The sequence below is a fragment of the Vibrio penaeicida genome, from assembly GCF_019977755.1.
Classification (GTDB): Bacteria; Pseudomonadota; Gammaproteobacteria; order Enterobacterales; family Vibrionaceae; genus Vibrio; species Vibrio penaeicida.
Genome location: NZ_AP025144.1, coordinates 2,029,138 through 2,052,540, shown reverse-complemented (window position 1 = coordinate 2,052,540; position 23,403 = coordinate 2,029,138). Strand labels below are relative to the sequence as shown.

Genomic DNA, 23,403 nt, shown 5'->3' with positions numbered 1-23,403 from the left:
CTTAGTGAACAGGTGTACGCTAAACAAGTCGGATCAGTTATGGTCGAACCACTGTTTTATTCGATCAATCAAACGATTACCTTGTTCTGGCTTATCAAAATTTTCTAATCTTTCAATGATTTTCGCCAATATAGTGTTTTCACCGTCACCTCTGAATTCCTTACCAGTCAGTAATGGTAAGGCTTGATCTACAGATTCGACGGTCCAAATGTGGAATTTCTTCTCTTTAATGGCTTCGACAACCTCGTCTTTTAACACGAGGTGCTTCAGGTTTGTAAGGGGTAAAATAACGCCTTGACCGCCACTCAGACCTTGATGAGCACAAACATCAAAGAAGCCTTCAATTTTTTCATTCAATCCACCTACAGCCTGTACACGACCAAATTGGTCAACCGCACCTGTAACCGCGATTTGCTGATTTATTGGTACTTCCGCAAGTGCACTCAAGAAGGAGCACAGTTGTGCTAAAGAAGCGCTGTCTCCGTCCGTTTCGCAGTAGGACTGTTCAAATACGATGGACGCTGAATATGGCAACGGTTCTTCTAGATCCAATGCTCTACTTACAAAAGCCTGCATTATCATCATACCTTTGGCATGAATATTACCAGCTAAGTCAGCTTTGCGTTCAACATCTGAAATGTCGCCATCGCCGAAGTGCATAACGCATGAAATACGCGCTGGTTCACCGTAAGATACAGGGTGACCTGCAACATCAACCACAGTTAGTCCATTGACTTGCCCAATTTGCTCGCCTTCGGTCTCAATAACGACCTGACCATCCAGAATGTCTTCAAGTGCGCGTTTCGGTAGATAAGATTCGGAAAAGTACCTCGATGCCAAAGCTGCTTTAATATGAACGCCTTCAATGATCTCGGATCCCGATTCAATGGCAGCTTCGCTGAGTAGGCTGTTGTGCCACAGTGGGCTTAGTGGGAAAAATTGTTGGTCTTCACACTCGCGTGCACCAGCTCGGAGTAGCTCTTGTATACCAGAAACATTTAAAGAAGGTAGAGAGTAGTGGGATATCAAGTATTTTACATAGCCCAGATATTTTTCAATAGATTCGTTATTAATACGGTAATCGGGTTCTAATTCTGAAAACATACAGAAGTCGCTTCCCATATCAACATCCATATAATCCAAGTCGCCCATTTGTGACCTGTCGCCTAGCACAATGAGTTTGACGTCAACAGTTCGATGTGGGGTTTCGTTCGGTAGTTGCTTGGAAGACGTTGAAAGTAAGCTAAAAGCTTCTCCCAATAGCGCTGATTTCAACTTGAGCCAACTAGAAGGATTAGCTAAAAGCAGATTTGCAGAAACTAACAGGTAACCGCCATTGGCTTGGTGTAGTAAACCTTCGTTTAAACGAGTAACTTCTCCATCTTCAGACTCGAACGAACCAAAAATATCTTTCGGATCAACCGTTTCTGTTTTGACCACCGGTTTGTTATCCAAATCTCCTGACTGCTGCAATTCTTGAAACGAGTGGAGCATTATTTGGCGATAAATCGCGTTGTCTGGTCCATTAACTAGAAGGACGCGAGTTAAGTTGCTAAGTTTATCGAAGCGGGCTAAAGCAGAAGAGAAGCGAGGCTGCATTGTTAAGAAAGATTGTGAGTTTAATGTCTCGAACTGTTCGAACAGCGAATTATAATCTTCGTATTGAGGGGTGACGTTCTGCCAAGTTTGCTGCATTTTCTGCTTTTCATAAATTTTAAAAGAGCCAAAGTATATAAAAATTCCCCATCTTGAGATACATAAGATTGCCAATTCAAATCAATAAAGTGTGATCGCTAGAAGATTGTAATTTATAAGGAACTGGGTTACGCTGTAACACAGGTTTTAGTTAAGGACAGGTTCATGAAATATCAACAGCTTGATAACCTTGAATGTGGTTGGAAGTGGCAGTATCTCATCAAAAAATGGAAAGATGGTGAAACGATCACGAAACATCTCGATTCCAGTGAGGCAGATCAAGCCGTTGAGCAATTAAAACGCATAGAACATGAACCAACATTCGTGCTGGAATGGATCGATAGGCACATGTCTCCTGAGCTTGATAACAAGATGAAGCAGGCGATACGAGCAAAGCGAAAGCGCCACTTCAATGCAGAACAAGTTCATACCAAAAAGAAGTCCATCGATCTGGATTACCGTGTTTGGGAAAAGCTGTCTGGGCGTGCTAATGAGTTAGGCTGTACGCTATCTGATGCCATTGAATATTTGCTCAGTGAAGCATCTCGCAGTGAGAAAGCAAGCAAAACGGTAAATAGCCTAAAAGAAGACTTAAGTAAGTTATTGTCTGATTAAATCCAAGGAGATAAACATGTTGTGGCTTTTATTGGTTGCTGCCATTGCTATATTTTGGTTAATTGGCGTCGACCGCCCGAAGCTCAAGGCTGAGTTTAGAGACGGCGAGCTGGCTACATTTAAAGGTCATTTCCCCGCTGGTTTTAAACATAACTGCCTTGAAATTGGTCACAAGACCCCATTTTCTGGTGTTGTTAAAGTATATTCAACACGCAATGGTGCAAGGCTCACTTTTAGCAAAAGCATACCGAGCAAAGTTCAGCAACGAATCAGAAACGTATTTCCGCATCAGGGCTTTAAAAACGACTCGTCAAAAAAATCTGCGTAAGATTTGCAAACCTCATCACCCATGAACCAAGTCATTTTGGCTTGGTTCAAAACCTGCACCGCAATTCTGCAATACCATAAAATACAGTTAGATATAGGTCGTAAAAGCCGTTCTAATTATTAGGTCAATAACCATATTCAGCGTTAGTTTTCGTCCGATGGTAAAGGAGCGAGAATGATGAATCTGAGAATGTTATTGCTAATAGGCTGCCTTGTCGCACCTGCTCATGCGGATGATTCGCAAACCAATAAAGTAGCCGCGAAAATAAAAGCAAAAATAGAAAGGGCAATACGGAAGCATAAGAAGCCATTGCAAGGTTATTGTAACTACATGATCGAAATGGAACACAAAGGCAAATACGCCTACATCAAAAGGGTTCGACATGCAGGAGATAAAAAGATTTGCAAAGTTGGGAGCCGTGGAATTAAGAAAGGGATGCGTTTCAAATACCATGTTCCGGAAAAACTGATCAGGATCCACGTTTCAGAGTGATATGTATTTGCCTCTTCCTTCAGTACAAAATCACCAATCTAACGCACTATAACTAAATGTTAATCCCTCTATAAATCAGCTAAGTACATATGGCTATCCATCGGTGTAGTTTCTATCTAACAATTTCTTTTTCCTACAAATAGCAAAAAGGAGCCTTAAAAAAGGCTCCTTAACCCCAGCGCAGCAAGCAAAGGTATGAGGTCGAGGTAATAATGCAATCGATTACATTTGTTTGTAAATCATTATTAGCCAATCTTAGATATTGATCTCACGAAAATTTATGGGTTTCATCAAGTTACAGCTATGAGATCTTACTGTGATATATATCACTGAAATACATGATAATAATGCAGACACTGATAATAGATTATGATTTTCCCCACAAATAAATATATTTATAATTAATTTATAAAACAAACGTAACGTATTTACTCTAATTTTCATTTTGCTCTCCAAAAATAAGGAAATAAAATGAGAAATACACAGTGGAAACTACTTGTTGCTATAGCACTTACTTCGACAAGTTCACTCGCGGATACAGATGTTTACCTTACTAATAACTCAGATAAACCTTTAACAATACAAGTTAAGCATACGGGGTCAGATCTTCTGCAGCATGGGAGTGAATGGTTTCAACATATTCAAGAGCTTAAGCCTTGGGAAACGAAATCAGTAATGAGTTTTAATCGTTGGGAAGGTGTTAAGGCAGGTCATACTTACGAGTTTGAAACCGTTGCTTCAAATCCTAACGGAGAAAGCATTCGCTTACACCAAAAAATGAATGGATATTGGTACAACTCCGCTATGACATATGGCGTTAGTTCATCTGATGTTGAGCTTGATTTGAAAGAAGATCGAAGCGTGTACCGTTATCAATCTCAAGTTTTTGGTCAGCGAGAAGTCGAACTGGCGTTCAAATCTGACGCAACTGGGCGCTATGATGATCTCTACTACACAATTACGCCAAAAAAACAAAGCGAATCGCCGGATTCAACATCAACGACGCTGAAAGTGATGACTTATAATGTTTGGGCATTACCTGCGATTGCTTCGCACATTGGCGATCGACTCGACATCATCCCAGAGTATGTGAAAGGTTACGATGTGTTGGCACTTCAGGAAGTCTTTTCAAATGGCAGAAATGATTTTCTTAGAGCATTAGCGAAAGAGTACCCATACCAGACCAAAATGTTAGATAAAAGTGGTTTTAATATACACGATGGTGGTGTGACTATTGTTAGCCGATACCCGATTGTTAATCAGGCACAATATGTTTTCCCAGATTGCAGCGGCACAGATTGTTTTGCGGATAAGGGTGTGAATTATGCTGAGGTCATAAAAAATGGTCAGGCGTATCATGTCTTTGCTACTCATACTGCGTCATTTGACACGGATACTGCTCGCGAATATCGCCAGAAACAATTCCGACAGATGCGCGAGATGGCGCATTCTCTGAACATCCCAACAAGTGAAACTGTGATTTACAGTGGCGACTTTAACGTTAATAAAAGGAAGTTTCCTGGTGATTATCAACAGATGATCGCAAACCTAAATGCAATTGAGCCCACTTATTCGGGTTACACGGAATCGACATTTGATCCGCGTATAAACAATTTTGCAGGCGAGGCACTTTCTGGCGGCGAAAATGTTGAATACTTAGATTACATCATGGTAAGCGCTGAATATGCCGTGAAAAACCAAAATAGTAATCGTGTTGATGTACCAAGAAGCACCGATGAGAGATTATGGAAGCATTATAACTTATCCGATCACTTCCCAGTTTCGGCTGTTATCAAATGATGACAAAGGTCTTTTCCTTTCTTGTGCCCGTTGTACTCGCGGGCGCTACTTACCTTAGCTTGTCTTCCGATACGGCTAACGAACGAACGGCAGGCATAGCCCCAAGCAGCACGGTTTTATCTAACGCTACCGAGCAGCAATCAAAGGCTCAAGAGATTAGAGATCAAGCCAAGATCGTAGCAGATGACCCGAAAAGCATGCCAGAGACACAGGAGAATCGTTTCGATGACTTAAAAGGAGCGCTCTTGTATTCAGCTCTGGAAAGCTTTTGGGAAAAATGCCGAGCTATTGGAGATTGCACAAGCCAATTGGATAAAGCTTTACTTAATATGGATGAGCGATGGTACCAATTGCTATCCCGTTTTCCTTCTCTCAGTGATGAGTGGAATCTTCAACAAGCTAATATACCGTTGGAGAATGCTGGAAACTTAAAAGAACGTGTACAACTTTTTAAAGAGGGTGCGCATCAAGTATGGGGTGATATGGCGAGTGTCATACTTTCAGATCAATTCACACTGTTGGATTTTCGTTTAGCAAGTGAAGAAATAACGCACGTAGAGCCAGACATGTTCTTTGAGGCTTATCAATCACTCATTTCACAGTGGAACACCAGTGTTCAGGGCTTAAACGTATCAACAAATGCAGAACAATATGAATATGGTCTATCGCTGATCCCAAGCCACTATAGCCATGAGAATCAGCGCGATATTAGAAAAATGTTACGGTTACATCACTTAGAAAGTGAAGATATTCGTGAGTTAGAGGCGCGAGAAAACCAAGTTGACGCGCAGAAAAAAGAAGTAAACGACTATCAGTTGGAACTCCGTAAGTTAAAAAGTCGATTAGCCGACCAACGAACACGAGAGAAATCGCATTTAAATGACCGCGAGTGGGAATCGTATTACCACCAGCAAGTGACCGAATTTAGACAAGAATTTTTCAGTGTTAAGTAACCCTATATTCAATTTAAAAAGACGATGCTTGAACCATCGTCTTTTTTTAAATGGTTTTTCTTATCAGGACGTTTTTAGGAAACGGTGATGTGAGGTGCTAAACATCGAATGAGATCTTTCATATCCTGATCTTCTCTAACAATCGAGTAGTGGTCGCCCTTCAGCTGTTGTACTTCCATCTTGTTTAGATAGGGAACCCAAGTTTGTGGGTTAGGGTACCAGGCCATAGGGTTCTCAACGCTTGGCTGCGCATGTAAGTAAAGAATTTTGCCTTGAATACTTAAAGGAGCTGGCACGTATCCATGGACTGCCTCTTTTGTTGTGTTTTCCATTGCCAATAATCGAGAGAAATAATCGCTGGTTAGAGCAGCAGGAAAAACGCCTTTTGCTCGTCCTTTATTCACGATGTAGTTGAGTCTGTCCATTTCGTTACTAAGGTTACGCAGTTTTTGGGATGGAATATCTAATTTAAAGGCGTATTTGAAGAAAAGGTGCAGTGTTTCAACGGAGTCTTCTTGCTCTGGTTCATACATAACGCCATTGAGCGCATTACGAAGTTGATCTTTTTCGTTGTGAGCGACCTTTCCTTGCTGTAAGGCAAGCTTGAATAGGTGTTCGAATTGCGTTTCTGAGTCTGCGTGCTCTCTTAGTTGCTTTGCAGAAACATCCACACCGTACATTTGCTCAAAAAAGGTAGCGAGCCCTTGCGCAATATCCGTATTTTCTTGCAAGTGATATCCATTAGGCAGGTCTACAAGTGCAAGCATCGCAACTTTCCTATTGGATTGTTCTAAGAGGCGGGCAATTTCTATGGAAATGGGGGCTCCAGCGCAATACCCCATAATAAAGACGTCTCCGTGAGGTTGCTGCTTCATAATGAGGTTGGCGTAACGCTGCGCGTATTCGAGAACTGAAAACGGGACAATTTCTTCGCCAGCCTCGGCACCAGGTGCGCGTAACCCATAAACATTCAGAGTATCTGGCAGTAAAGGCATCATTTTTTGATACACCTGAACATGACCATCCCCAGGATGCACCAAGAACAGATATTTATTGTGTTCTGAGGATTTCATCTCAATCAAAGAATTGATCTCAGAAGGAGGCAGTAAAGCTTCTGATTGAGGGCAGCTTATGGCACTTTCAACGGCTACGGATAGGTTTAATAGTGTGTCGATATGCATCAATGAGTCTGATTTTATATGGATGCCAAACTCTCGATTCACTTCTGACAACATAGATAATAGTTGCAGGGATGTCCCGCCTAAGTCCGTAAAGCTATGCTCAAGATAAATGGAGTCGCTCATCGAAAGGATATGCTGCCAAATACTAGCGATACCTAATTGAGTAACTGTTTGAGGCAATGTTTGCGGAGCCTGAATGCGTTTAGAGTCCTGAGCATTTGATTGGATTGAAACCGTATCTAATTTTCCTCCTACTTTGATAGGAAAGCGTTCCAGCCAAGCATAACGTTTCGGAAGCATGTAAGAGGGGAGCTGATTAGTTAGATAACGACTGATCTCGCAAGCAATGTTGTCAGCATCTTGAGGTGTTTCTGCGGTATGGTAGGCAGTTAAAGATACCGGCGTACCCTGAGAATTTCGCTCTACATCTATGTATATATCGATGTTGCGAGCTTTAAAGAGAGTGACACATGCTTCTTTTAGTTGGTTTGCCACTTCGTCTGTTACAACAAGCTGTCCAGCGAGCTTGATTTGATTATCCTGCCTACCCACAAAGACCAATTCGTTTTGGTTTGAAATTTCGACAATGTCGCCCGTTCGGTAAAAGCACTCGATGTTATCGGTGATAGGGTCTGGGATATACAGATATCGACTCTGATTGTTTTTCTGATCTTTGTAAACGTTTTGAAGGCGGTTACTCACCAGTAGTTCGCCTTTTTCACCCGCTTCACATAATTGCCAGGTATGTGTTAAATCACACTGCCTCATAACACGAACATCAACGCCACGAACGGGCTTACCTAGTGTAGTCGGCATAATTTCTGTTGATACACCTGAATCAAATAGCACGGAGCTCATCACCCAAATACCGGCTTCAGATGGACCATATCCATTTACCACGCGAGATACGCCAGCCTTTGCTAGACGAGGAGGGAGGTCATCACTAAAAGCTTCTCCAACCAGCATAACAGTGTTCAAAGGCTCAAAAATGCGTGAAGGATTGCCTTCGTGTGTTTTCAGTAAATGGCTGATATGCGAAGGCGTAATAGTCATGTGTGACACTCGCTGCTCTTCTATGAACTCGACAAACCCTTGATGGCAAAACATCGTTTGTTCGTCCACCAATACTAAGCATGCTCCATTACCTAAAGAAATCGCCAGCTCGTGCACCACCGCATCAAAATTACGTCGAGCAAGCTGTATAAGGCGACTTTCAGGGCATAGGTGGAGCTCTTCGCTTGCAGAACGAGTTAGGTTGGACAGTGGAAGCATTGGCATTGTTATCACTTTGGGCTCACCTGTTGTCCCTGAACTGCAGAATACACAAGCACTATTACGTGACCCAACAGTCACAATACTTGTTTCAGCGGCATGATCTATTTGATGTTGATGCTCGCTCAGTACCAACGTTTCAAACTCTTCAATATCGTGGGATAGGTGAGCATTATTTTCGTCAAGGAGGACAAGATCAGGCGATATTTTTCTCAAACGTTTGTTATTCACTTCGATCCCAAGCTTAGGCTCAACAAAATGAATGGCAGCCCCCAGTTTTAGAACAGCCAAAAACGCAGTTGCGACTTCGACATTCACCCGAGAAAAACACACAGCGACAACTTGACCCGTGTGTCCCGCGGGCAATCGGCCAAGCGCATCACGTAAGTAGTTTGCAAGTTGATTAGCTTTACTGTCCAACTCTTGATAACTAAAAGAGTCGCCGGAAGGGTTTAAAATAGCTTGGTGGTTTGGAAACTGACGAGTAATTAGTTCGAATTGTTGTAACCATGGCAGAGCCACATGACCACATTTGGCAGAGAGTTTTTGGTGATGAATTGAAGCATCCATATCTGAATCGGTTCCATTGAAAACAGGCGAATAAAATGCTCCTCATAGACACCCTTGTGCTTAAATTATTTACTCTTAAGTCAGCAAGGTAAAACAGTCTTACCCCTTATGTATCAAGGGGAGAGGTAGCCAAATAAAAATTGCCCGTAACCTAACAAAACATTGTGAATTGTTTTACCGATTAATATACTCTTAACTAGAATATGGCACCAATTTTAAACAAATTTGAAACCACCATATAAGTCAATTACATCAATGCCTTATATTTGATTTAATGGTAATACTATCAATGTTAATCTTGTTATTACTCGTAGAAGAGTGAGGCACGAAATTGACATAAACGTAATTAAGATTTGACTGGAATCCAGTAGATGCAATACGTACATTTTTAATTCTGGAATCGATCTTTGAGACCACTTTTGTATCATTAATATACAAATCGAAAATGGGGTTGTTTTCGTTTTTCGCAATTCGAATATCAATGGTATTCATTTTGTCCGGCAGAACGCCCATTACCGTATTAAAATTCCCCGCAGCCTCCCAATAGCTGTTGGATTCCATTTCTTCCCAGCTATCTAAAGCAGAGATGAAACCAGAATATGAATCGCCACGTTTCGCTTTAATGCGATCAAATTTGTGCTGCTCTACATAATGAACAGTGATGGTCCCGACAGAGTAAATTTTGTCACCACTTTGAATCAAAGAGCCTTCAGAGTGCAGAATTTTTGTGTCCGCAGCTGCCCACATTGAAACGAAGCTTGTTGCTAATGCTATGCTTTTCATACCAATACTCCAAAAAGTTTGATGGCATTATTACAAGCGAAAGGGCTGGGAACAGTTAGATGATTAAATAGAACAGATAGGGTGTTTAGTGAATAAGGTTAAGCTTAGGTAGCAACCTAACACTCAAAAGTAAGGTCTAGACGGTGTCTAGACCTTTTCTGTTTTATACCGGTAAAGCGTTGGCAGTGACAGGAGGAGTAGGGGGCACATCAAAAAGCTCTGCAATCTCTTCTAGCTTGTAACTTGATTGAACAGGAATCCGTATAAGTTTGATACCAGCACTTTCGCAAGCATGTTCAACCAGTTCATCACGTTTAATGCGAGACACTTTTTGATGTGAGGCGTCGTCTAGTTCAACTGTAAATAGAATCTCCAGCGTCTTTGGGCAACACAACACGTAGTCGAAATGTTTCGCGCTGATCTGATTAAAAGCAATGCGCCATTCCTTCTTGTTATATAAGCCTTTTTTCGGAGAAATGACATCAGCGATACGAACTTTGCTAAACACACGGTATTTGCTACCAACAGCATTATCAAGTGCATGAAAGAAGGAGAGTTCTGCTTTTGTTGTAAGGTACTTTCTAGGTTGATACTGATACTTATTTGTTGATTTAGAAGCGCCTTTTTGGTTTTTACCAGCGGCGAGCTTAAAAGATAAAACGATAATAAATAAAAAAACCAGAAGAGTTAGTTGGAGTATTGTCATAAACCTAGCCTGAGTAGTTGTTTTGACTCACGATTATGAAATGCGTTTATATAGAGAGAAAGAATCATTAATTTGGAATGAGATAAGGTTCAAACGAATTTGAGCTTATTGAGAAGGACCTAAATAGACAGAAATATCAGAGACCTACTAGCATTGATGACTAGTTAGTGTTTAGGGTAACTACTTTAGCTTAAGTAAAGGGTATACAACAGAGAGCATCTCCTTAACATCTTAATTCTTTTTCATAGATATGATCATGTTCTTATTTAGAATGAGGACGTTTTCAACGTCAGAATACTTCATAAATATCATTGAGCTAGATGTTTTTGATATCAAGTTCAAATCCTCAATAGTGACGACGGATTTACCTTCTTGTACCTTGACATCATATCGAGCGGTAGTTGTTTTAACGTCAATATAACGAATCTGGCTTGTGCTCTGGACAAGAAAATATGGGCAGCCGACCAACACTATAATGGAAAGAACGACTGACGTTATACGTATGAATCTAAGATACTTTATACGGAGCCGTTTAAGCGTATTTCCGATTTTGCTTCCATATCGAAAAAGTAGTTCCAGATTCTTTTAATCATGTTGAACAATATATAGGTAACTAAGTGCGTATGATTTTATATGAGAACGTCATTTAAAAAAAATGGGAATGTTAAGAAAAGCTTATTCAGTGCGTATTATGTATATTATGTTAAATTAGATGTGAATCTAAGTAAGAACTACACGTATTTCTTTGTCCTAACCCACCAAAACTCGAGCTATTTAACCATAATCCTATTTACCATAAAATAGCTAATAATCATTACTTTAATCAAAGATTAAGACATGATTATTAGCGTTACGATAAGCTCGTATTTCGAGACTCAGTTAATTGTCGAAATGGAGCCTGTTCCATTAAAAGATACGTCTAGTTGCTAAGGCTTGATGGCTACTTGTTAAGACTAAAGCCATGTAACTGATATGTAATGCTTTCATTGGTATCTCCTAAGAGTATTCTGCCTAACAAATACAAGCATATAGTATCTGGAGTTAAATCCAGCTAATGACTTTACGAATTTACGAGTACACTTTTAAAATTTCTTGTATGTCTTTAGCTCGGATGGGTTTTGCGACAAATTTGTTCATGCCAGCGGCTAGACATTTGTCTTTGTCAGTCGTCATCGCGTGAGCTGTGAGCGCAATGATTGGAAGCGTTACACCCTTTTCCCGCAATATTTTGGTTGCCGCTAGCCCGTCCATTTCTGGCATGGAGATGTCCATAAATATAACGTCGAGCTTTTCTTGATTCGTTTCAACAAACTCTATGGCTTTTACACCGTTTGGTACGATGTGCACTTTATGCCCTAGATTCGATAGCATCAATTTAATGACCATTTGGTTTGCTGGGCTGTCTTCGGCGACCATTACTTCCAAATTTTTTTGTGGCACTTTGCTATGACTGTGTTTGTTATCGATGTTCTCATCAGTTTTTATGCTACCGATCGGCAGCGTGACAGTAAACGTACTTCCCTTGTTGGGTGTGCTCGAAACTTTTATGTCGCCGCCCAAAAGCAAAGCTAATTGTTTTGAAATGGCCAAGCCAAGACCTGTGCCGCCAAATTTTCGAGTGATTGAACTGTCGGCTTGAACGAATGGTTTGAACAGTTTTTCAATTGCAGTATCGTCCATACCTATGCCGGTGTCCGAGACTTTAATGACCAACGCTTGGCTATCTTTAGTGGTTACTTCAACATTTATTTCGCCAGAATCGGTGAACTTCACGGCATTCCCGACTAGGTTGAACATGATTTGGGATAGCCTGGTTGCGTCTGTGTGAATTTCTTCTGGTAAGTCATCACCTAAGTTTATCATGAGTGAAAGGGATTTTTGATTCGCAAGCTCTTGGTAATGTTGAAGGTTTCTAGTGACAATGTCACGTATTTTGACGTTCTTAGTATCTAAGTCGAAACTCCCCGACTCTATTTTAGATAGATCCAATACGTCGCTAATAATGGCAAGCAGTAACTCTGCTGATGATTCCATCATCTTTAAAACAACGGCATTATCTTCATCAGAACACTTGGAAAGTTGGACATCAATAAGGCCTAAAATGGCATTTAGAGGCGTTCTTATTTCATGGCTCATCATTGCTAGAAACTGAGATTTAGCGATGTTAGCTTTTTCTGACTCCATTCGAGCGCGTTTTAACTCTAAATATCTCTGCTTGCTTTGCGATATGTCTTTTATCGTGCCTCTATATCCAAAAAACTCGCCTTCAAGATCGAATAAAGGTGCGCCACTAATACTTAGCCAAACGCCTTTTTCAAGGTCGTAACACCATTCAAGGTCTCGAATCGGTGATCGTGTATCCATTGCCGAGATTAAATGATTGAGTGCGGCATTGCCTTGAACGAGCTCGTGGATCTTCTTGCTATGGAAATCTGTTTTTATGGCGTCGATCTTTGAGACATAAGTAAGCTGATAATTGACGTCTGTTTCCCATAAGCAATCCCCTACACTACTAGCAAAATCTCGAAAGCGTTCTCTGTTCTGTTTTAGTTCATTGGTTCGTGTTGCAACAAGGGTTTGTAGCTTCTCCTTGTAATCGATATCTATGACGGCTCGCTCTATTAGCGGTAACAAGCGTGCGAGAATCGCTTTACAATTTATACAAAACTGCCCTTTTTGTTTGCCAATGAACAAAATGACCGACTGGCTGGCCTCGGACTCTACTCCTGTGAGCAAAACCGACTGGATTTGATCTTTTAATATTGAATTGAATTGGCCAAATTGCTGGAGTGATTCCGGTTGGTAGACAATGATGCTCTCACCAAAGATCGCGCGATTAAATTTGTCGTCGTTAGACCAAACCTTATCTTTAAAGACCTTGTTGGTGCTTAACAAGGTTTGGAAGTTGGATTCACCTAGGTTTCTAGAGAGTACGATGGCGTCTTCAAATTTGATGTATTTTCTAAGTACACTTAATAGCCCATTGAAGATTTGGTGCTTATTGCTTGCACCTGTCATTGAAGAGAGTGATGCGAGGATAGCTCTGTTCTCATCAAGCAACTTTTGTTCTTTTTCTTTGCTTTTTTGAAGCTCAAAAAGAGCTTCCTGCAGTTGCTCTTTATCAAATGCGTTCATTAGGCTCTCTTGTTTTCATGGAATACAACCGAAGAAATCATTAAATTTCCGTGAGCATTAATGTCGCTTTCGAATCGACCCTGCTCGCCATAGGTGAATGGGCATATAAATGGTTGTTTATTCAAAGCTAAGTGTACTTGTTCGCAAACCGTGTCCATTGCGCTTTCTATGTGCAGCATAGAGCCGGCACAGAATATGTTTATCGCGCCAAGTGGTTCCCCCATGTCAATACATGAGTCGCCTGTAAGCTGGATGACACGCCCTGGCCTGTTTATTAAGCGATCTTTAGAGCCTGTCATTAAGTGAATGCGCTCGCCTTTTGCTATTTCTGTAAATAGTTCGATACCTTCGCCATTTGCAGACCGTTTGACAGGGTGCGAGAGTTTGTAGATAGGTTGGTAGTCTACGCTTCCTACAATTCTACCTAATGGGTAGAGGTTTGTTGTAGCAAATAGACTTGTTTCATCAACAATATGGCTGCCAAGTGTTGAGCACCAACTTTGGTAAATATCCAATGCTGGTTGATCGTCGATTTCAAGAATAGAGCGGTGTTCTACTTTTGTCACCTCGCCGCTAATACCTGTTGTGGAGTAACCGGTATGAAACCCCGTCTCACATGGCGAAGAGGGATAAAGGACTGAAATGGATACGCCTTGATGAGAGGTGCCCTGGGATGTGAATATTTGCCAATTCCCTTTAAGTACATTATCTGCAGCGCTTCCTCCGATTAAAGGCACCAGAGTGCCAAACTCTTGATAGATAGCGTCTATAACTGATTCTTCAAAGCCTGGTGTAGCGTGCAGGATTATTAAGTTAGGCAGCTCACCCACTCTGCCACTGCTTTCAATAGCTTTTCTCAGTGTGGCTTGTGTGCTACTTACCGCGTTTTCGACGGTAGTATCGGCAATAGCTGTGCCATAAGCTGAAATAGAAGCGCTGTCTTCAATCAGCATTAGACCGACGACTGGACCTCGATGAAACCCTTTTTCAGTAAGAATCCCTTTACAAGATGTGCAACCTTGAATTGGTGTATTTGGGAATCGTGCCGATAACGCGACTCGCAATGTTTCGGCTGAATACTCTTCAGTGAAATAACAAAGCGCCAGAGATGGATTGAGCTCTGGCGGGATTTGTGAATTCAAATCTTGAATCGCTTCTGATATGTCTTCTTGATGGGAAAAAGCGGTAATCAACTTCATTTTTTGGAGTATGAAACAAGTGACTAGTTTTAAGTTGTTTTATACATTAATAAATCACTCACCGCATCTATTTATTACCATTTGCTCAATAAAGTGTGTCCCCTATTTTTCTTTGTGAATGACCTTCACATAATCCCCATTCTGCTTATTTGTAATTAAAATGTGATCGTATTTGTCGTGTTTATTAAATAACCAACTTTTGGTATTTATATCCGGATTAATAATAGTGTTATTAATGGAGACGCGAAACTGTTCAGAGTCGCCTACAATATAGTTGTTGTGTTCGGTGAAGTGTATTTCGAACGCCTGATTGTTTAATGAAAAGTGACAGGTCTTAACCATACATTTAACAATGTTACCTTGATCTTGATCAAGTGTGCGCCAGGTAAATGCTGCTATTAAAATCAATAACATGACAACAATTTGAGCGATTCGGGCTGGCGTTAATTTTTGCGCAGGCATTGAAGATTTCCTCTATGTAACAAACTTCAAATTTTTAACAATTAGTTGAATGACCGGAGTGTAAGTGAGGTTAATTTCCTGTCATTGAATTGTTAGTTCCAGTATAGTGGCACATTGAAAATGCCGCTTTTTATTAAAATCGTTAAAAGGAATTAACAGTATGAAAAAACGACAATTCCTCGACCGATTTGGTGGCATTACGACATATGTCGTGTTGGAAGTAAAAGTGTAGTTAATTAAAAAAATTTGGAAGCATGCAAATGAGCCAAGAAAAGCAGCTAGAACAAAACTACAACTATACAGTCGTGCGTCAGTTTACCTTAGTTACCATACTTTGGGGAATTGTCGGAATGGCTGTTGGTGTTTTGATTGCCGCTCAATTAGTCTGGCCACAGCTAAACTTTGATACGCCGTGGTTGACGTACAGTCGCTTACGTCCCCTGCATACTAATGCGGTTATTTTTGCGTTTGGTACCAGTGCACTGTTTGCAACGTCTTATTACGTTGTGCAGCGTACGTGTCAAACTCGTTTATTTGGTGGTCCTCTTGTCGCCTTCACCTTTTGGGGATGGCAGGCAATTATTTTAGCCGCTGCAATTACCTTACCTTTGGGTTACACCTCTGGTAAAGAATACGCAGAGCTAGAATGGCCTATCGACATCGCAATTGCCCTAGTTTGGGTTGCTTATGCGGTGGTCTTCTTCGGTACGCTTATAAAGCGAAAGACCTCTCACATTTATGTGGCGAACTGGTTCTTCGGTGCCTTTATCATTACCGTAGCAGTTCTTCACATTGTAAATAGTATGGTTATCCCAGTTTCTATGGGTAAATCTTATTCTATTTACTCTGGTGCCGTCGATGCCATGGTTCAATGGTGGTACGGTCACAACGCGGTAGGGTTCCTTCTTACTGCTGGCTTCTTGGGAATGATGTATTACTTTGTTCCTAAACAAGCTGAGAGACCAGTTTATTCATACCGTTTATCTATCGTTCACTTCTGGGCGTTAGTTTCCCTCTATATCTGGGCTGGTCCCCACCACTTGCATTACACTGCCCTACCTGACTGGACTCAGTCTTTAGGTATGGTGATGTCTTTGGTTTTGTTTGCTCCGTCTTGGGGTGGCATGATCAACGGTATCATGACGCTTTCTGGTGCATGGCATAAACTCCGTCATGACCCTATTCTTCGATTCTTGATTGTTTCATTGTCTTTCTACGGCATGTCAACGTTCGAAGGACCGATGATGTCAATCAAAACGGTTAATGCGTTGTCTCACTACACCGATTGGACTATCGGTCACGTACACTCCGGTGCATTAGGTTGGGTTGCAATGGTATCTATTGGTTCCGTTTATCACCTAATCCCTAAACTGTTCGGTCAAGAGCGTATGTACTCTGTTAGCTTGATCAACACGCATTTCTGGTTGGCAACAATTGGTACGGTTCTCTATATCGTAGCGATGTGGATTTCTGGTGTTATGCAAGGTCTGATGTGGCGTGCAGTTAACTCCGACGGTACATTGACTTACAGTTTCGTTGAATCTGTAGAGCAGTCTTACCCGTTCTACTTTGTTCGTTTCCTTGGTGGTTTCATCTTCTTGGCTGGTATGTTCCTAATGGCATACAACGCTTATAAGACAATCACTGCCCCTAAAGACAGCTTAAAAGCTGTTGCTCAACCGGCATAAGGAGATTGACTAATGAGTTCGAATTCAAATAACCGTCATGAAATTGTAGAGAAGAACGTAGGTCTTCTTGCCATTTTGATCGTATTTGCAATCAGCCTTGGGGCTTTGGTGGAAATTACACCGTTGATTTTCCAAGACCAGACGACTAAGCCAGTTCAAAACTTGCGCCCATACACAGCGCTGGAAATGGAAGGTCGTGATATCTACATCCGTGAAGGATGTAACGTATGTCATAGCCAGATGATTCGTCCATTCCGCGCAGAAACCGAGCGTTACGGTCACTATTCCGTAGCGGGTGAAAGTGTTTGGGAGCACCCATTCCTTTGGGGGTCAAAACGTACAGGACCAGACTTGGCTCGTGTCGGTGGTCGTTACTCAGATGAGTGGCATCGCGTTCACTTAATTGATCCGCGAGAGCTCGTTCCTGAGTCCAACATGCCTGGCTTCCCTTGGTTGGAAGAAAACGTTTTAGACGGCAAGCTGACTCAGAAAAAACTGACCATTTTCCGCGATCAATTTGGCGTTCCTTACACGGATGATCAGATCGCAAATGCAAAACAAGAAGTAGAAGGTAAAACAGAGATGGATGCCATCATTGCTTACCTTCAATCTCTTGGTCACGCAATGAAGTAAGGGGGATATATGGATATCGGTACTATTCATAGTACATGGACCATAGTGTTGTTCGTTAGCTTTCTTGGTGTCGTGTGGTGGGCTTACGGTAAAAGCCGTAAAGCTCGCTTCGACGAAGCCGCTAATCTAGTCTTCGCTGACGAGCAAGAGCCCTCTGAAGAGAAAGAAGGAGTGACCAAATAATGAGTACTTTTTGGAGTCTCTGGGTAATTATTATTACCGTAGGCACGTTGCTAGGCTGTGCTGCCCTTCTTTACTGGTGTGTTAAAGATAAGATGGGCGTAGAAGAAGGTGTGGACATGGGGCACGAATACGATGGTATTCGTGAACTGAATAACCCTCTTCCAAAGTGGTGGACATATTTGTTTATTAGCACCTTTGTGTTTGCTGCAATTTACTTGGCGCTATTTCCAGGTTTGGGCAGCTACAAAGGATTGTTGGGGTGGCAAAGCTCCGATCAAACAGTGACCACTGTTCAGCAGTCTCGTGAGCGCATTGCTAAAGCGCAAGAAGAAAAGCGCTTGGATCAATATGCTAAAGAACTGGATGATGCAGACGCTTATTTTGGCGAAGCATTCCGTAAGCTAGCTTACAACGAAGCAGGTGAACTCAGCGACATTACTGAAATCGCTAAAAATGAAGAAGCGATTAAAGTTGGTCAGCGTTTGTTTTTACAGAACTGTTCGCAATGTCATGGTTCTGATGCCCGTGGTCTAAAAGGCTTTCCTAACCTTACGGATAACGCTTGGTTGTATGGCGGTGAGCCTGCTGCCATCGTAAATACGGTTATGAATGGTCGTATCGGTGCTATGCCTGCATGGGGCGAATCTTTTGGTGAGCAAGGCGTACGTGAAGTGGTAACTTATACGTTGAGCCTTTCTGGTCGTAAAGTTAACGCACGTGAAGCGGCGGCAGGTAAAGCTCGCTTTGCTGCATGTGCTGCCTGTCATGGTACGGACGGTAAAGGAAACCCTGCGTTTGGTGCGCCAGACCTAACAGACCAAGTGTGGCTGTTCGGTGAAACGCGTGCCGACATCACAGAGACGGTTATGTACGGTCGTCAAGGTGTGATGCCTGCATGGAAAGACATTCTAGGTGAAGATAAGGTTCAACTTGTTTCCGCTTACGTTTGGAGCTTGAGTAACTCAGGCAAATAGTACAATCCTATACAGCCCCTACCCAAGGGGCTGTCTTTTCTATAAGTTAATTCTACATTCCGTTATTGAGAACTTTTCTATGGTACAGCCTTGGTATAAACAATTTTGGCCGTGGTTTCTGATCGCGCTTCCAGCTACCGTCGTTGTGGCAAGTTTTGTCACACTTGGTATTTTTTCAAAAAACTCAGTTTCGCTGGTTGCCGAGGATTACTATAAAAAAGGCAAAGGCATCAACATTGATATCTCAAAGCAGAACTCTGCTCGGGATCTCAGCTTATCGGCTAATGTCTCTACCAGCTCCAATCGTATTATTATCGATTTTGATAAAGGTGAACTTGAGCACTTCCCTGCTTTGGTGGTGACATTTTCGCACCGAACGCTCGCAGACCGAGACTTTTCTCAAACATTATCGGCTAATGCCTTAGGCCAGTATGCAATCAATTTAGATAACGAGATTGAAGGCCCTTGGTTTGTTGAAGTAGAACCACACAATAAAGAGTGGCTAATTCAAGGCAAAGTGACTTTCCCATCACAATCACCGACGCAATTGGGTAATTAAATTAATGACAAAAGAGTGTTACCACTGCGGTGAAGATGTACCAGCCAACACTGATTTTAAAGTCGAAATTTTAGGGCAAGAACGTGAAATGTGCTGCCCAGGTTGCGAATCTGTTGCTCAAACCATTGTTGAAAGCGGGCTCGTTTCCTACTACCAATATAGAACGGCACCAGCTGAAAAAGCTGATCTGGTTCCAGAGCAGCTTAGAAACCTCATCCACTATGACAACGAAGAAGTTCAATCTGAATTTGTTCGCCAGTCAGAACACCAATCAGAGGTGACATTGTCACTTGAGGGGGTATCTTGTGCCGCTTGCGCATGGCTCATTGAAAAACAGCTAGTTAATCAATCCGGTGTACTCTCTATTCGAGTGAATACCACCACGAACCGTGCCATTTTAGCGTGGGATAAGACTCAAGCTAAGCTGAGTGATTTGTTGGCAACTGTACACCAATTAGGGTACAAAGCAGCGCCATTTGAAGCGGACCAACAAGAAGCGTCTTATCACCGTGCGATGAAACAGTATCTTTACCGGCTTGGCATCGCTGGTTTAGCCACCATGCAGGTAATGATGCTAGCCGTTGCACTGTACTTGGAAGTGTTCGGTGATTTAGATGCAGAATTCAAACAGTACTTCCGTGTTGTGAGCTTGATATTTGCTACTCCCGTTCTGCTTTATTCTGCACTTCCGTTTTACTTAAATGCGTGGCGTAGCTTAAAAGGGCGAACGCTGGGTATGGATGTTCCAGTCTCTATCGCCCTTATCTTTGCCTATGTGGCAAGTTTGGTCGCGACGGTGACAGAGCAAGGTGAAGTCTTTTTTGAATCAATCACCATGTTTACCTTCTTCTTGCTACTCGGACGTTTTTTGGAAATGCGAGCAAGAAGAAAAGCAGCAGCGGCAAGTGCTAATTTACTGAAACTTATTCCCTCAATGGCAACGAAGTTGGATGGCACCCAAGTTCCAGTTAAAACGTTAACGATCGGCGATCAGGTAAGAGTGTTGCCCGGAGAGCACGTTCCCGCAGATGGCATTATCTTAAAAGGTCGCGTACATATTGACGAATCTATGTTAACTGGTGAATCCATTCCAGTCGTGAAGAAGCAAGGCGACACGGTGTTCGCAGGTACGTTGAACGGCGAAGAGTCGTTTGAATTGGAAGTGAATACCAGTAAAGCAAATTCGATGATCTCCAATATAGTCAGGCTGCAAGATGAAGCTCAAATGTCTAAGCCTAAGATTGCGCAAGTTGCGGATGTTGTCGCTCGATACTTTGTTGCCGTCATTCTGATTGTCGCGGCTTGTACATGGGCTTATTGGCATCAAGCAAAACCAGAGGACGCTTTCTGGATCATGCTGGCTGTGCTTGTTGCAACCTGCCCTTGTGCGCTTTCACTTGCCACCCCTACTGCGATCACATGTGCCACCTCTCGTATGGGAAATTTAGGGATTCTTCTTCGCAAAGGGCACGTGTTTGAAACTCTGTGTAAAGTCAATCATTTGGTTGTTGATAAAACAGGTACCCTAACAGAAGGAAATATTCAGATAGATCGCACCGAAGTTACTAGTAACCATTTCTCTGAAGAGGAATGTCTAGCGATTGCGGCTTCACTAGAGAATCATGCAAACCACCCTATTGCTAAGGCATTTAAAGCGTTTTCAGATAAAACAATCGAAGTGGATCAAGTCGAAAATAAAATTGGCTTCGGCATTGTTGGTCTATACAAGGGGCAATCTTGCAAAATCGGAAGTGCGAATTTTGTATTGGGGCAAGAAGTCGAGTCGAAACAACCGTGTGTGTATCTATCTGTCAATGATTCTCACGTGGCTACTTTCTACTATCACGATCCTATCCGTGAGCAAAGCCAAGTACTTATTTCTAAATTAGCAGAGGCGGGAATTAAAACGACCCTCCTTACGGGCGACTCTTTGAATAATGCACAACCTGTTGCCAACGCAATGGGGATTGAATCTGTGGTAGCCAGCGCCAGCCCACAAGAGAAACTGGAGTTCTTGTCAACACTCAAGGATCATGAGGTTTCTCTGATGATAGGTGATGGTATTAACGACGCACCTACCCTTGCTGGTGCTCACCTTTCAGTAGCAATGGGAGGCGGTGCTGATGTCGCTAAGTCTTCAGCTGATATGGTGTTGTTAGGGGATAAACTTGATAAATTGATTGAAGCACGTTTACTTGCCCTCAAAACACGCAAAATTATTAGGGAAAACCTTGCATGGTCGCTAGGATATAACTTATTGATATTGCCTTTAGCGGTAGCTGGACTCGTAGCACCTTATATCGCCGTTGTTGGAATGTCTGCCAGTTCAATCATCGTTGTTACCAACTCACTCAGGTTGCTTAAAGAAAATGGCTAGTCTTTATATTCTTATCCCCATTGCAATACTGCTTGTATGCTTAGCTGTTGCGGTTTTCTTATGGGCAGTAAAAAGCGAACAGTTTGAAGATTTGGAACGTCAAGGGCACAACATTTTGTTCGATGAAGATGAAATGCATGAAAATGCCAAGCCGAAGCCACACAACACCGACCCAGAGTAATTCTTAAATGGCAGATTGGTTAGGGGCATTGTTGATTGGAGTTCTTGGTGCTGGGCACTGTATGGGAATGTGTGGCGGCATTGCTTCTGCCGTTGCCGTAGGAAACCCCAACGCCTCTCGAACACTGCTCATCACGCTGTTTTATAACTTAGGTCGCCTATCATCTTATGCCTTTACCGGAGCAATTATTGGCGGTGCCATTTCATCTATCGCTCAGTTTTCTGACTTCAATCTAGCGCTGACCTATCTACGGTTAGTTTCCGCCGCATTCATGATTTTACTGGCCTTGTATATCGCAAAGTGGTGGCAAGGCTTATTGGTAATAGAGAAGCTGGGCCAAGGTGTATGGAAATTTGTTTCACCTGTGGGGAAAAAGCTTCTCCCCTTGCGTTCGCCACTTCACGCATTTCCATTCGGTTTTGTATGGGGATGGTTGCCTTGTGGATTGGTTTACTCAACCTTAACGTGGGCGGCGGTTTCCGGTAGTGCTTTAGATGGTGCACTTATTATGTTTGCATTTGGCTTAGGTACCCTACCTGCCATGTTATTGGTTGGTTTAAGTGCCGTTAAGTTTCAAAAGTGGCAAAGAAACGAAATTTTTCGCCAGTGCGGGGCTCTTCTCTTATTAGCGTATGGGGGCTACACCGCTTATGATGCAATCTCATTACTTTCATAATTTGTCACATCTCTATGTTTCTATGCCTTTTTTTTCACTACCCTTTAGTATTAGGAAGTGGTAAAATATTGATGTATATCAAAATAGCGTTTGGGTGTTATGATTTCAAATAAGCCAGCAACAAATAGAGTTCAGTCCGGTGGATGTGCCATTCACTGTCAAGATTGTAGTATTAGCCAACTCTGTATTCCTTTCACTCTCAATGAATCTGAGCTCGATCAACTAGATGAAATCATTGAAAGAAAGAAGCCTATTCAGAAAGGTCAGGAGATTTTCAAAGCAGGTGATGAACTAAAATCACTGTATGCAATACGCTCTGGAACCATCAAAAGCTACACCATTACTGAACAAGGCGATGAGCAGATCACTGCATTCCACCTTGCCGGTGATTTAGTTGGTTTCGATGCCATTAACGATAATTCCCACCCCAGCTTTGCTCAGGCACTTGAAACATCGATGGTGTGTGAAATTCCATACGAAATTTTAGACGATCTATCTGGCAAAATGCCAAAGCTTCGCCAGCAAATTATGCGTTTGATGAGTAATGAAATCAAAGGCGACCAGGAAATGATCCTACTTCTTTCTAAGAAGAATGCTGAAGAAAGGCTTGCCGCGTTTTTATACAACCTTTCTACTCGCTTTTCTCAGCGTGGATTCAGTCCTCGAGAGTTTCGCTTAACCATGACACGTGGTGATATAGGTAACTATTTGGGCTTAACAGTTGAAACCATCAGCCGATTGTTAGGTCGCTTCCAAAAAGCCGATATGCTTAGCGTAAAAGGCAAGTATATTACGATTTTAGATCATGATGCGATGCAAGAACTTGCTGGCGTATCAAGCGATTAATCCTATAGTTGGATCATAGTTTCATCTAAGTGGCTCAGTTCTGAGCCACTTCATATTTCTCTCGTATATTTTCCAGTTTCCCTAAATATTTTTAC

The 23,403-nt window shown here is 42.1% G+C and carries 21 protein-coding genes; 14 read left to right on the top strand and 7 right to left on the bottom strand.

Annotated elements, in window-relative coordinates; genetic code table 11:
- Nucleotides 1-33: 33 nt before the first annotated feature.
- Nucleotides 34-1,695: an AAA family ATPase gene (locus LDO37_RS09190; RefSeq protein WP_126608979.1), complete on the bottom strand. Its 1,662-nt coding sequence runs from the start codon at nucleotides 1,693-1,695 to the stop codon at nucleotides 34-36.
- A gap of 165 nt (nucleotides 1,696-1,860) precedes the next feature.
- Here LDO37_RS09190 and matP point away from each other — a divergent pair, with 165 nt between their 5' ends.
- From matP to LDO37_RS09165, 5 genes are all read left to right on the top strand, one after another.
- Nucleotides 1,861-2,310 carry a macrodomain Ter protein MatP gene (matP, locus tag LDO37_RS09185; protein WP_101113866.1) on the top strand — a complete coding sequence of 150 codons (450 nt, stop codon included), beginning with the start codon at nucleotides 1,861-1,863 and terminating at the stop codon, nucleotides 2,308-2,310.
- A gap of 16 nt (nucleotides 2,311-2,326) precedes the next feature.
- Nucleotides 2,327-2,638, top strand: coding sequence for a DUF3634 family protein (locus LDO37_RS09180; protein ID WP_104399795.1), 312 nt, complete (start codon nucleotides 2,327-2,329; stop codon nucleotides 2,636-2,638).
- Nucleotides 2,639-2,812: 174 nt separating this feature from the next.
- Nucleotides 2,813-3,130 (top strand): hypothetical protein, encoded by a 318-nt coding sequence (locus LDO37_RS09175; RefSeq protein ID WP_126608980.1) that lies wholly within the window; start codon nucleotides 2,813-2,815, stop codon nucleotides 3,128-3,130.
- A gap of 471 nt (nucleotides 3,131-3,601) precedes the next feature.
- A complete protein-coding gene (locus LDO37_RS09170; protein WP_126608448.1) occupies nucleotides 3,602-4,930 on the top strand; it encodes a sphingomyelin phosphodiesterase in 1,329 nt (442 codons plus the stop codon).
- A complete protein-coding gene (locus tag LDO37_RS09165; RefSeq protein WP_126608447.1) occupies nucleotides 4,927-5,883 on the top strand; it encodes a chromosome partitioning protein ParA in 957 nt (318 codons plus the stop codon). The genes LDO37_RS09170 and LDO37_RS09165 overlap by 4 nt, the downstream gene beginning before the upstream one ends.
- 74 nt (nucleotides 5,884-5,957) lie before the next feature.
- Here the strand turns inward: LDO37_RS09165 and LDO37_RS09160 are convergent, their stop codons facing one another.
- From LDO37_RS09160 to LDO37_RS09135, 6 genes are all read right to left on the bottom strand, one after another.
- Nucleotides 5,958-8,906: a non-ribosomal peptide synthetase gene (locus tag LDO37_RS09160; protein ID WP_126608446.1), complete on the bottom strand. Its 2,949-nt coding sequence runs from the start codon at nucleotides 8,904-8,906 to the stop codon at nucleotides 5,958-5,960.
- Between the two features lie 252 nt (nucleotides 8,907-9,158).
- Nucleotides 9,159-9,689, bottom strand: a complete 531-nt coding sequence (locus tag LDO37_RS09155; protein WP_224055420.1) for a hypothetical protein — start codon at nucleotides 9,687-9,689, stop codon at nucleotides 9,159-9,161.
- A gap of 163 nt (nucleotides 9,690-9,852) precedes the next feature.
- The gene (locus tag LDO37_RS09150; protein ID WP_126606919.1) at nucleotides 9,853-10,395 is read right to left on the bottom strand and encodes a DUF2726 domain-containing protein; all 543 of its coding nucleotides are present in this window, start codon (nucleotides 10,393-10,395) and stop codon (nucleotides 9,853-9,855) included.
- Nucleotides 10,396-11,463: 1,068 nt separating this feature from the next.
- Nucleotides 11,464-13,530: a PAS domain-containing hybrid sensor histidine kinase/response regulator gene (locus LDO37_RS09145; RefSeq protein WP_126606973.1), complete on the bottom strand. Its 2,067-nt coding sequence runs from the start codon at nucleotides 13,528-13,530 to the stop codon at nucleotides 11,464-11,466.
- A complete protein-coding gene (locus tag LDO37_RS09140; protein ID WP_126606974.1) occupies nucleotides 13,530-14,729 on the bottom strand; it encodes an FIST signal transduction protein in 1,200 nt (399 codons plus the stop codon). The genes LDO37_RS09145 and LDO37_RS09140 overlap by 1 nt, the downstream gene beginning before the upstream one ends.
- 102 nt (nucleotides 14,730-14,831) lie before the next feature.
- Nucleotides 14,832-15,191: a hypothetical protein gene (locus tag LDO37_RS09135; RefSeq protein WP_126606975.1), complete on the bottom strand. Its 360-nt coding sequence runs from the start codon at nucleotides 15,189-15,191 to the stop codon at nucleotides 14,832-14,834.
- Nucleotides 15,192-15,451: 260 nt separating this feature from the next.
- On the opposite strand from LDO37_RS09135, the gene ccoN reads away from it, so the two are divergent.
- From ccoN to LDO37_RS09090, 9 genes are all read left to right on the top strand, one after another.
- Nucleotides 15,452-16,879 carry a cytochrome-c oxidase, cbb3-type subunit I gene (ccoN, locus tag LDO37_RS09130; protein ID WP_167404747.1) on the top strand — a complete coding sequence of 476 codons (1,428 nt, stop codon included), beginning with the start codon at nucleotides 15,452-15,454 and terminating at the stop codon, nucleotides 16,877-16,879.
- A gap of 12 nt (nucleotides 16,880-16,891) precedes the next feature.
- Nucleotides 16,892-17,512, top strand: coding sequence for a cytochrome-c oxidase, cbb3-type subunit II (gene ccoO / locus LDO37_RS09125; protein WP_101113853.1), 621 nt, complete (start codon nucleotides 16,892-16,894; stop codon nucleotides 17,510-17,512).
- A gap of 9 nt (nucleotides 17,513-17,521) precedes the next feature.
- Entirely contained in the window at nucleotides 17,522-17,695 is a 174-nt protein-coding gene (locus LDO37_RS09120; protein ID WP_224056060.1) for a cbb3-type cytochrome oxidase subunit 3, read from the top strand.
- On the top strand, nucleotides 17,695-18,669 hold the full coding sequence (gene ccoP / locus LDO37_RS09115) for a cytochrome-c oxidase, cbb3-type subunit III (RefSeq protein WP_126606977.1): 975 nt from the start codon (nucleotides 17,695-17,697) through the stop codon (nucleotides 18,667-18,669). Before LDO37_RS09120 ends, ccoP begins: the two co-directional genes overlap by 1 nt.
- 79 nt (nucleotides 18,670-18,748) lie before the next feature.
- On the top strand, nucleotides 18,749-19,228 hold the full coding sequence (locus LDO37_RS09110) for a FixH family protein (RefSeq protein WP_126606978.1): 480 nt from the start codon (nucleotides 18,749-18,751) through the stop codon (nucleotides 19,226-19,228).
- Nucleotides 19,229-19,232: 4 nt separating this feature from the next.
- Entirely contained in the window at nucleotides 19,233-21,605 is a 2,373-nt protein-coding gene (locus LDO37_RS09105; RefSeq protein ID WP_126606979.1) for a heavy metal translocating P-type ATPase, read from the top strand.
- Entirely contained in the window at nucleotides 21,598-21,786 is a 189-nt protein-coding gene (gene ccoS, locus LDO37_RS09100) for a cbb3-type cytochrome oxidase assembly protein CcoS (RefSeq protein WP_126606980.1), read from the top strand. Before LDO37_RS09105 ends, ccoS begins: the two co-directional genes overlap by 8 nt.
- Before the next feature lie 7 nt (nucleotides 21,787-21,793).
- The gene (locus LDO37_RS09095) at nucleotides 21,794-22,462 is read left to right on the top strand and encodes a sulfite exporter TauE/SafE family protein (RefSeq protein WP_126606981.1); all 669 of its coding nucleotides are present in this window, start codon (nucleotides 21,794-21,796) and stop codon (nucleotides 22,460-22,462) included.
- 99 nt (nucleotides 22,463-22,561) lie between these two features.
- Nucleotides 22,562-23,308 (top strand): FNR family transcription factor, encoded by a 747-nt coding sequence (locus tag LDO37_RS09090; RefSeq protein ID WP_101113907.1) that lies wholly within the window; start codon nucleotides 22,562-22,564, stop codon nucleotides 23,306-23,308.
- Nucleotides 23,309-23,403: the final 95 nt, after the last annotated feature.

Bases quoted from the DNA above. Each gene is read 5' to 3' on its own strand.
- LDO37_RS09165 (WP_126608447.1), top strand. From the start codon at position 4,927: ATGATGACAAAGGTCTTTTCCTTTCTTGTGCCCGTTGTACTCGCGGGC.
- LDO37_RS09090 (WP_101113907.1), top strand. From the start codon at position 22,562: ATGATTTCAAATAAGCCAGCAACAAATAGAGTTCAGTCCGGTGGATGT.
- LDO37_RS09095 (WP_126606981.1), top strand. From the start codon at position 21,794: ATGGCAGATTGGTTAGGGGCATTGTTGATTGGAGTTCTTGGTGCTGGG.
- ccoO (WP_101113853.1), top strand. From the start codon at position 16,892: ATGAGTTCGAATTCAAATAACCGTCATGAAATTGTAGAGAAGAACGTA.
- LDO37_RS09120 (WP_224056060.1), top strand. From the start codon at position 17,522: ATGGATATCGGTACTATTCATAGTACATGGACCATAGTGTTGTTCGTT.
- LDO37_RS09140 (WP_126606974.1), bottom strand. From the start codon at position 14,729: ATGAAGTTGATTACCGCTTTTTCCCATCAAGAAGACATATCAGAAGCG.
- matP (WP_101113866.1), top strand. From the start codon at position 1,861: ATGAAATATCAACAGCTTGATAACCTTGAATGTGGTTGGAAGTGGCAG.
- LDO37_RS09190 (WP_126608979.1), bottom strand. From the start codon at position 1,695: ATGCAGCAAACTTGGCAGAACGTCACCCCTCAATACGAAGATTATAAT.
- LDO37_RS09175 (WP_126608980.1), top strand. From the start codon at position 2,813: ATGATGAATCTGAGAATGTTATTGCTAATAGGCTGCCTTGTCGCACCT.
- ccoN (WP_167404747.1), top strand. From the start codon at position 15,452: ATGAGCCAAGAAAAGCAGCTAGAACAAAACTACAACTATACAGTCGTG.
- LDO37_RS09170 (WP_126608448.1), top strand. From the start codon at position 3,602: ATGAGAAATACACAGTGGAAACTACTTGTTGCTATAGCACTTACTTCG.
- LDO37_RS09105 (WP_126606979.1), top strand. From the start codon at position 19,233: ATGACAAAAGAGTGTTACCACTGCGGTGAAGATGTACCAGCCAACACT.
- ccoS (WP_126606980.1), top strand. From the start codon at position 21,598: ATGGCTAGTCTTTATATTCTTATCCCCATTGCAATACTGCTTGTATGC.
- LDO37_RS09110 (WP_126606978.1), top strand. From the start codon at position 18,749: ATGGTACAGCCTTGGTATAAACAATTTTGGCCGTGGTTTCTGATCGCG.
- LDO37_RS09135 (WP_126606975.1), bottom strand. From the start codon at position 15,191: ATGCCTGCGCAAAAATTAACGCCAGCCCGAATCGCTCAAATTGTTGTC.
- LDO37_RS09160 (WP_126608446.1), bottom strand. From the start codon at position 8,906: ATGGATGCTTCAATTCATCACCAAAAACTCTCTGCCAAATGTGGTCAT.
- LDO37_RS09155 (WP_224055420.1), bottom strand. From the start codon at position 9,689: ATGAAAAGCATAGCATTAGCAACAAGCTTCGTTTCAATGTGGGCAGCT.
- LDO37_RS09145 (WP_126606973.1), bottom strand. From the start codon at position 13,530: ATGAACGCATTTGATAAAGAGCAACTGCAGGAAGCTCTTTTTGAGCTT.
- LDO37_RS09150 (WP_126606919.1), bottom strand. From the start codon at position 10,395: ATGACAATACTCCAACTAACTCTTCTGGTTTTTTTATTTATTATCGTT.
- ccoP (WP_126606977.1), top strand. From the start codon at position 17,695: ATGAGTACTTTTTGGAGTCTCTGGGTAATTATTATTACCGTAGGCACG.
- LDO37_RS09180 (WP_104399795.1), top strand. From the start codon at position 2,327: ATGTTGTGGCTTTTATTGGTTGCTGCCATTGCTATATTTTGGTTAATT.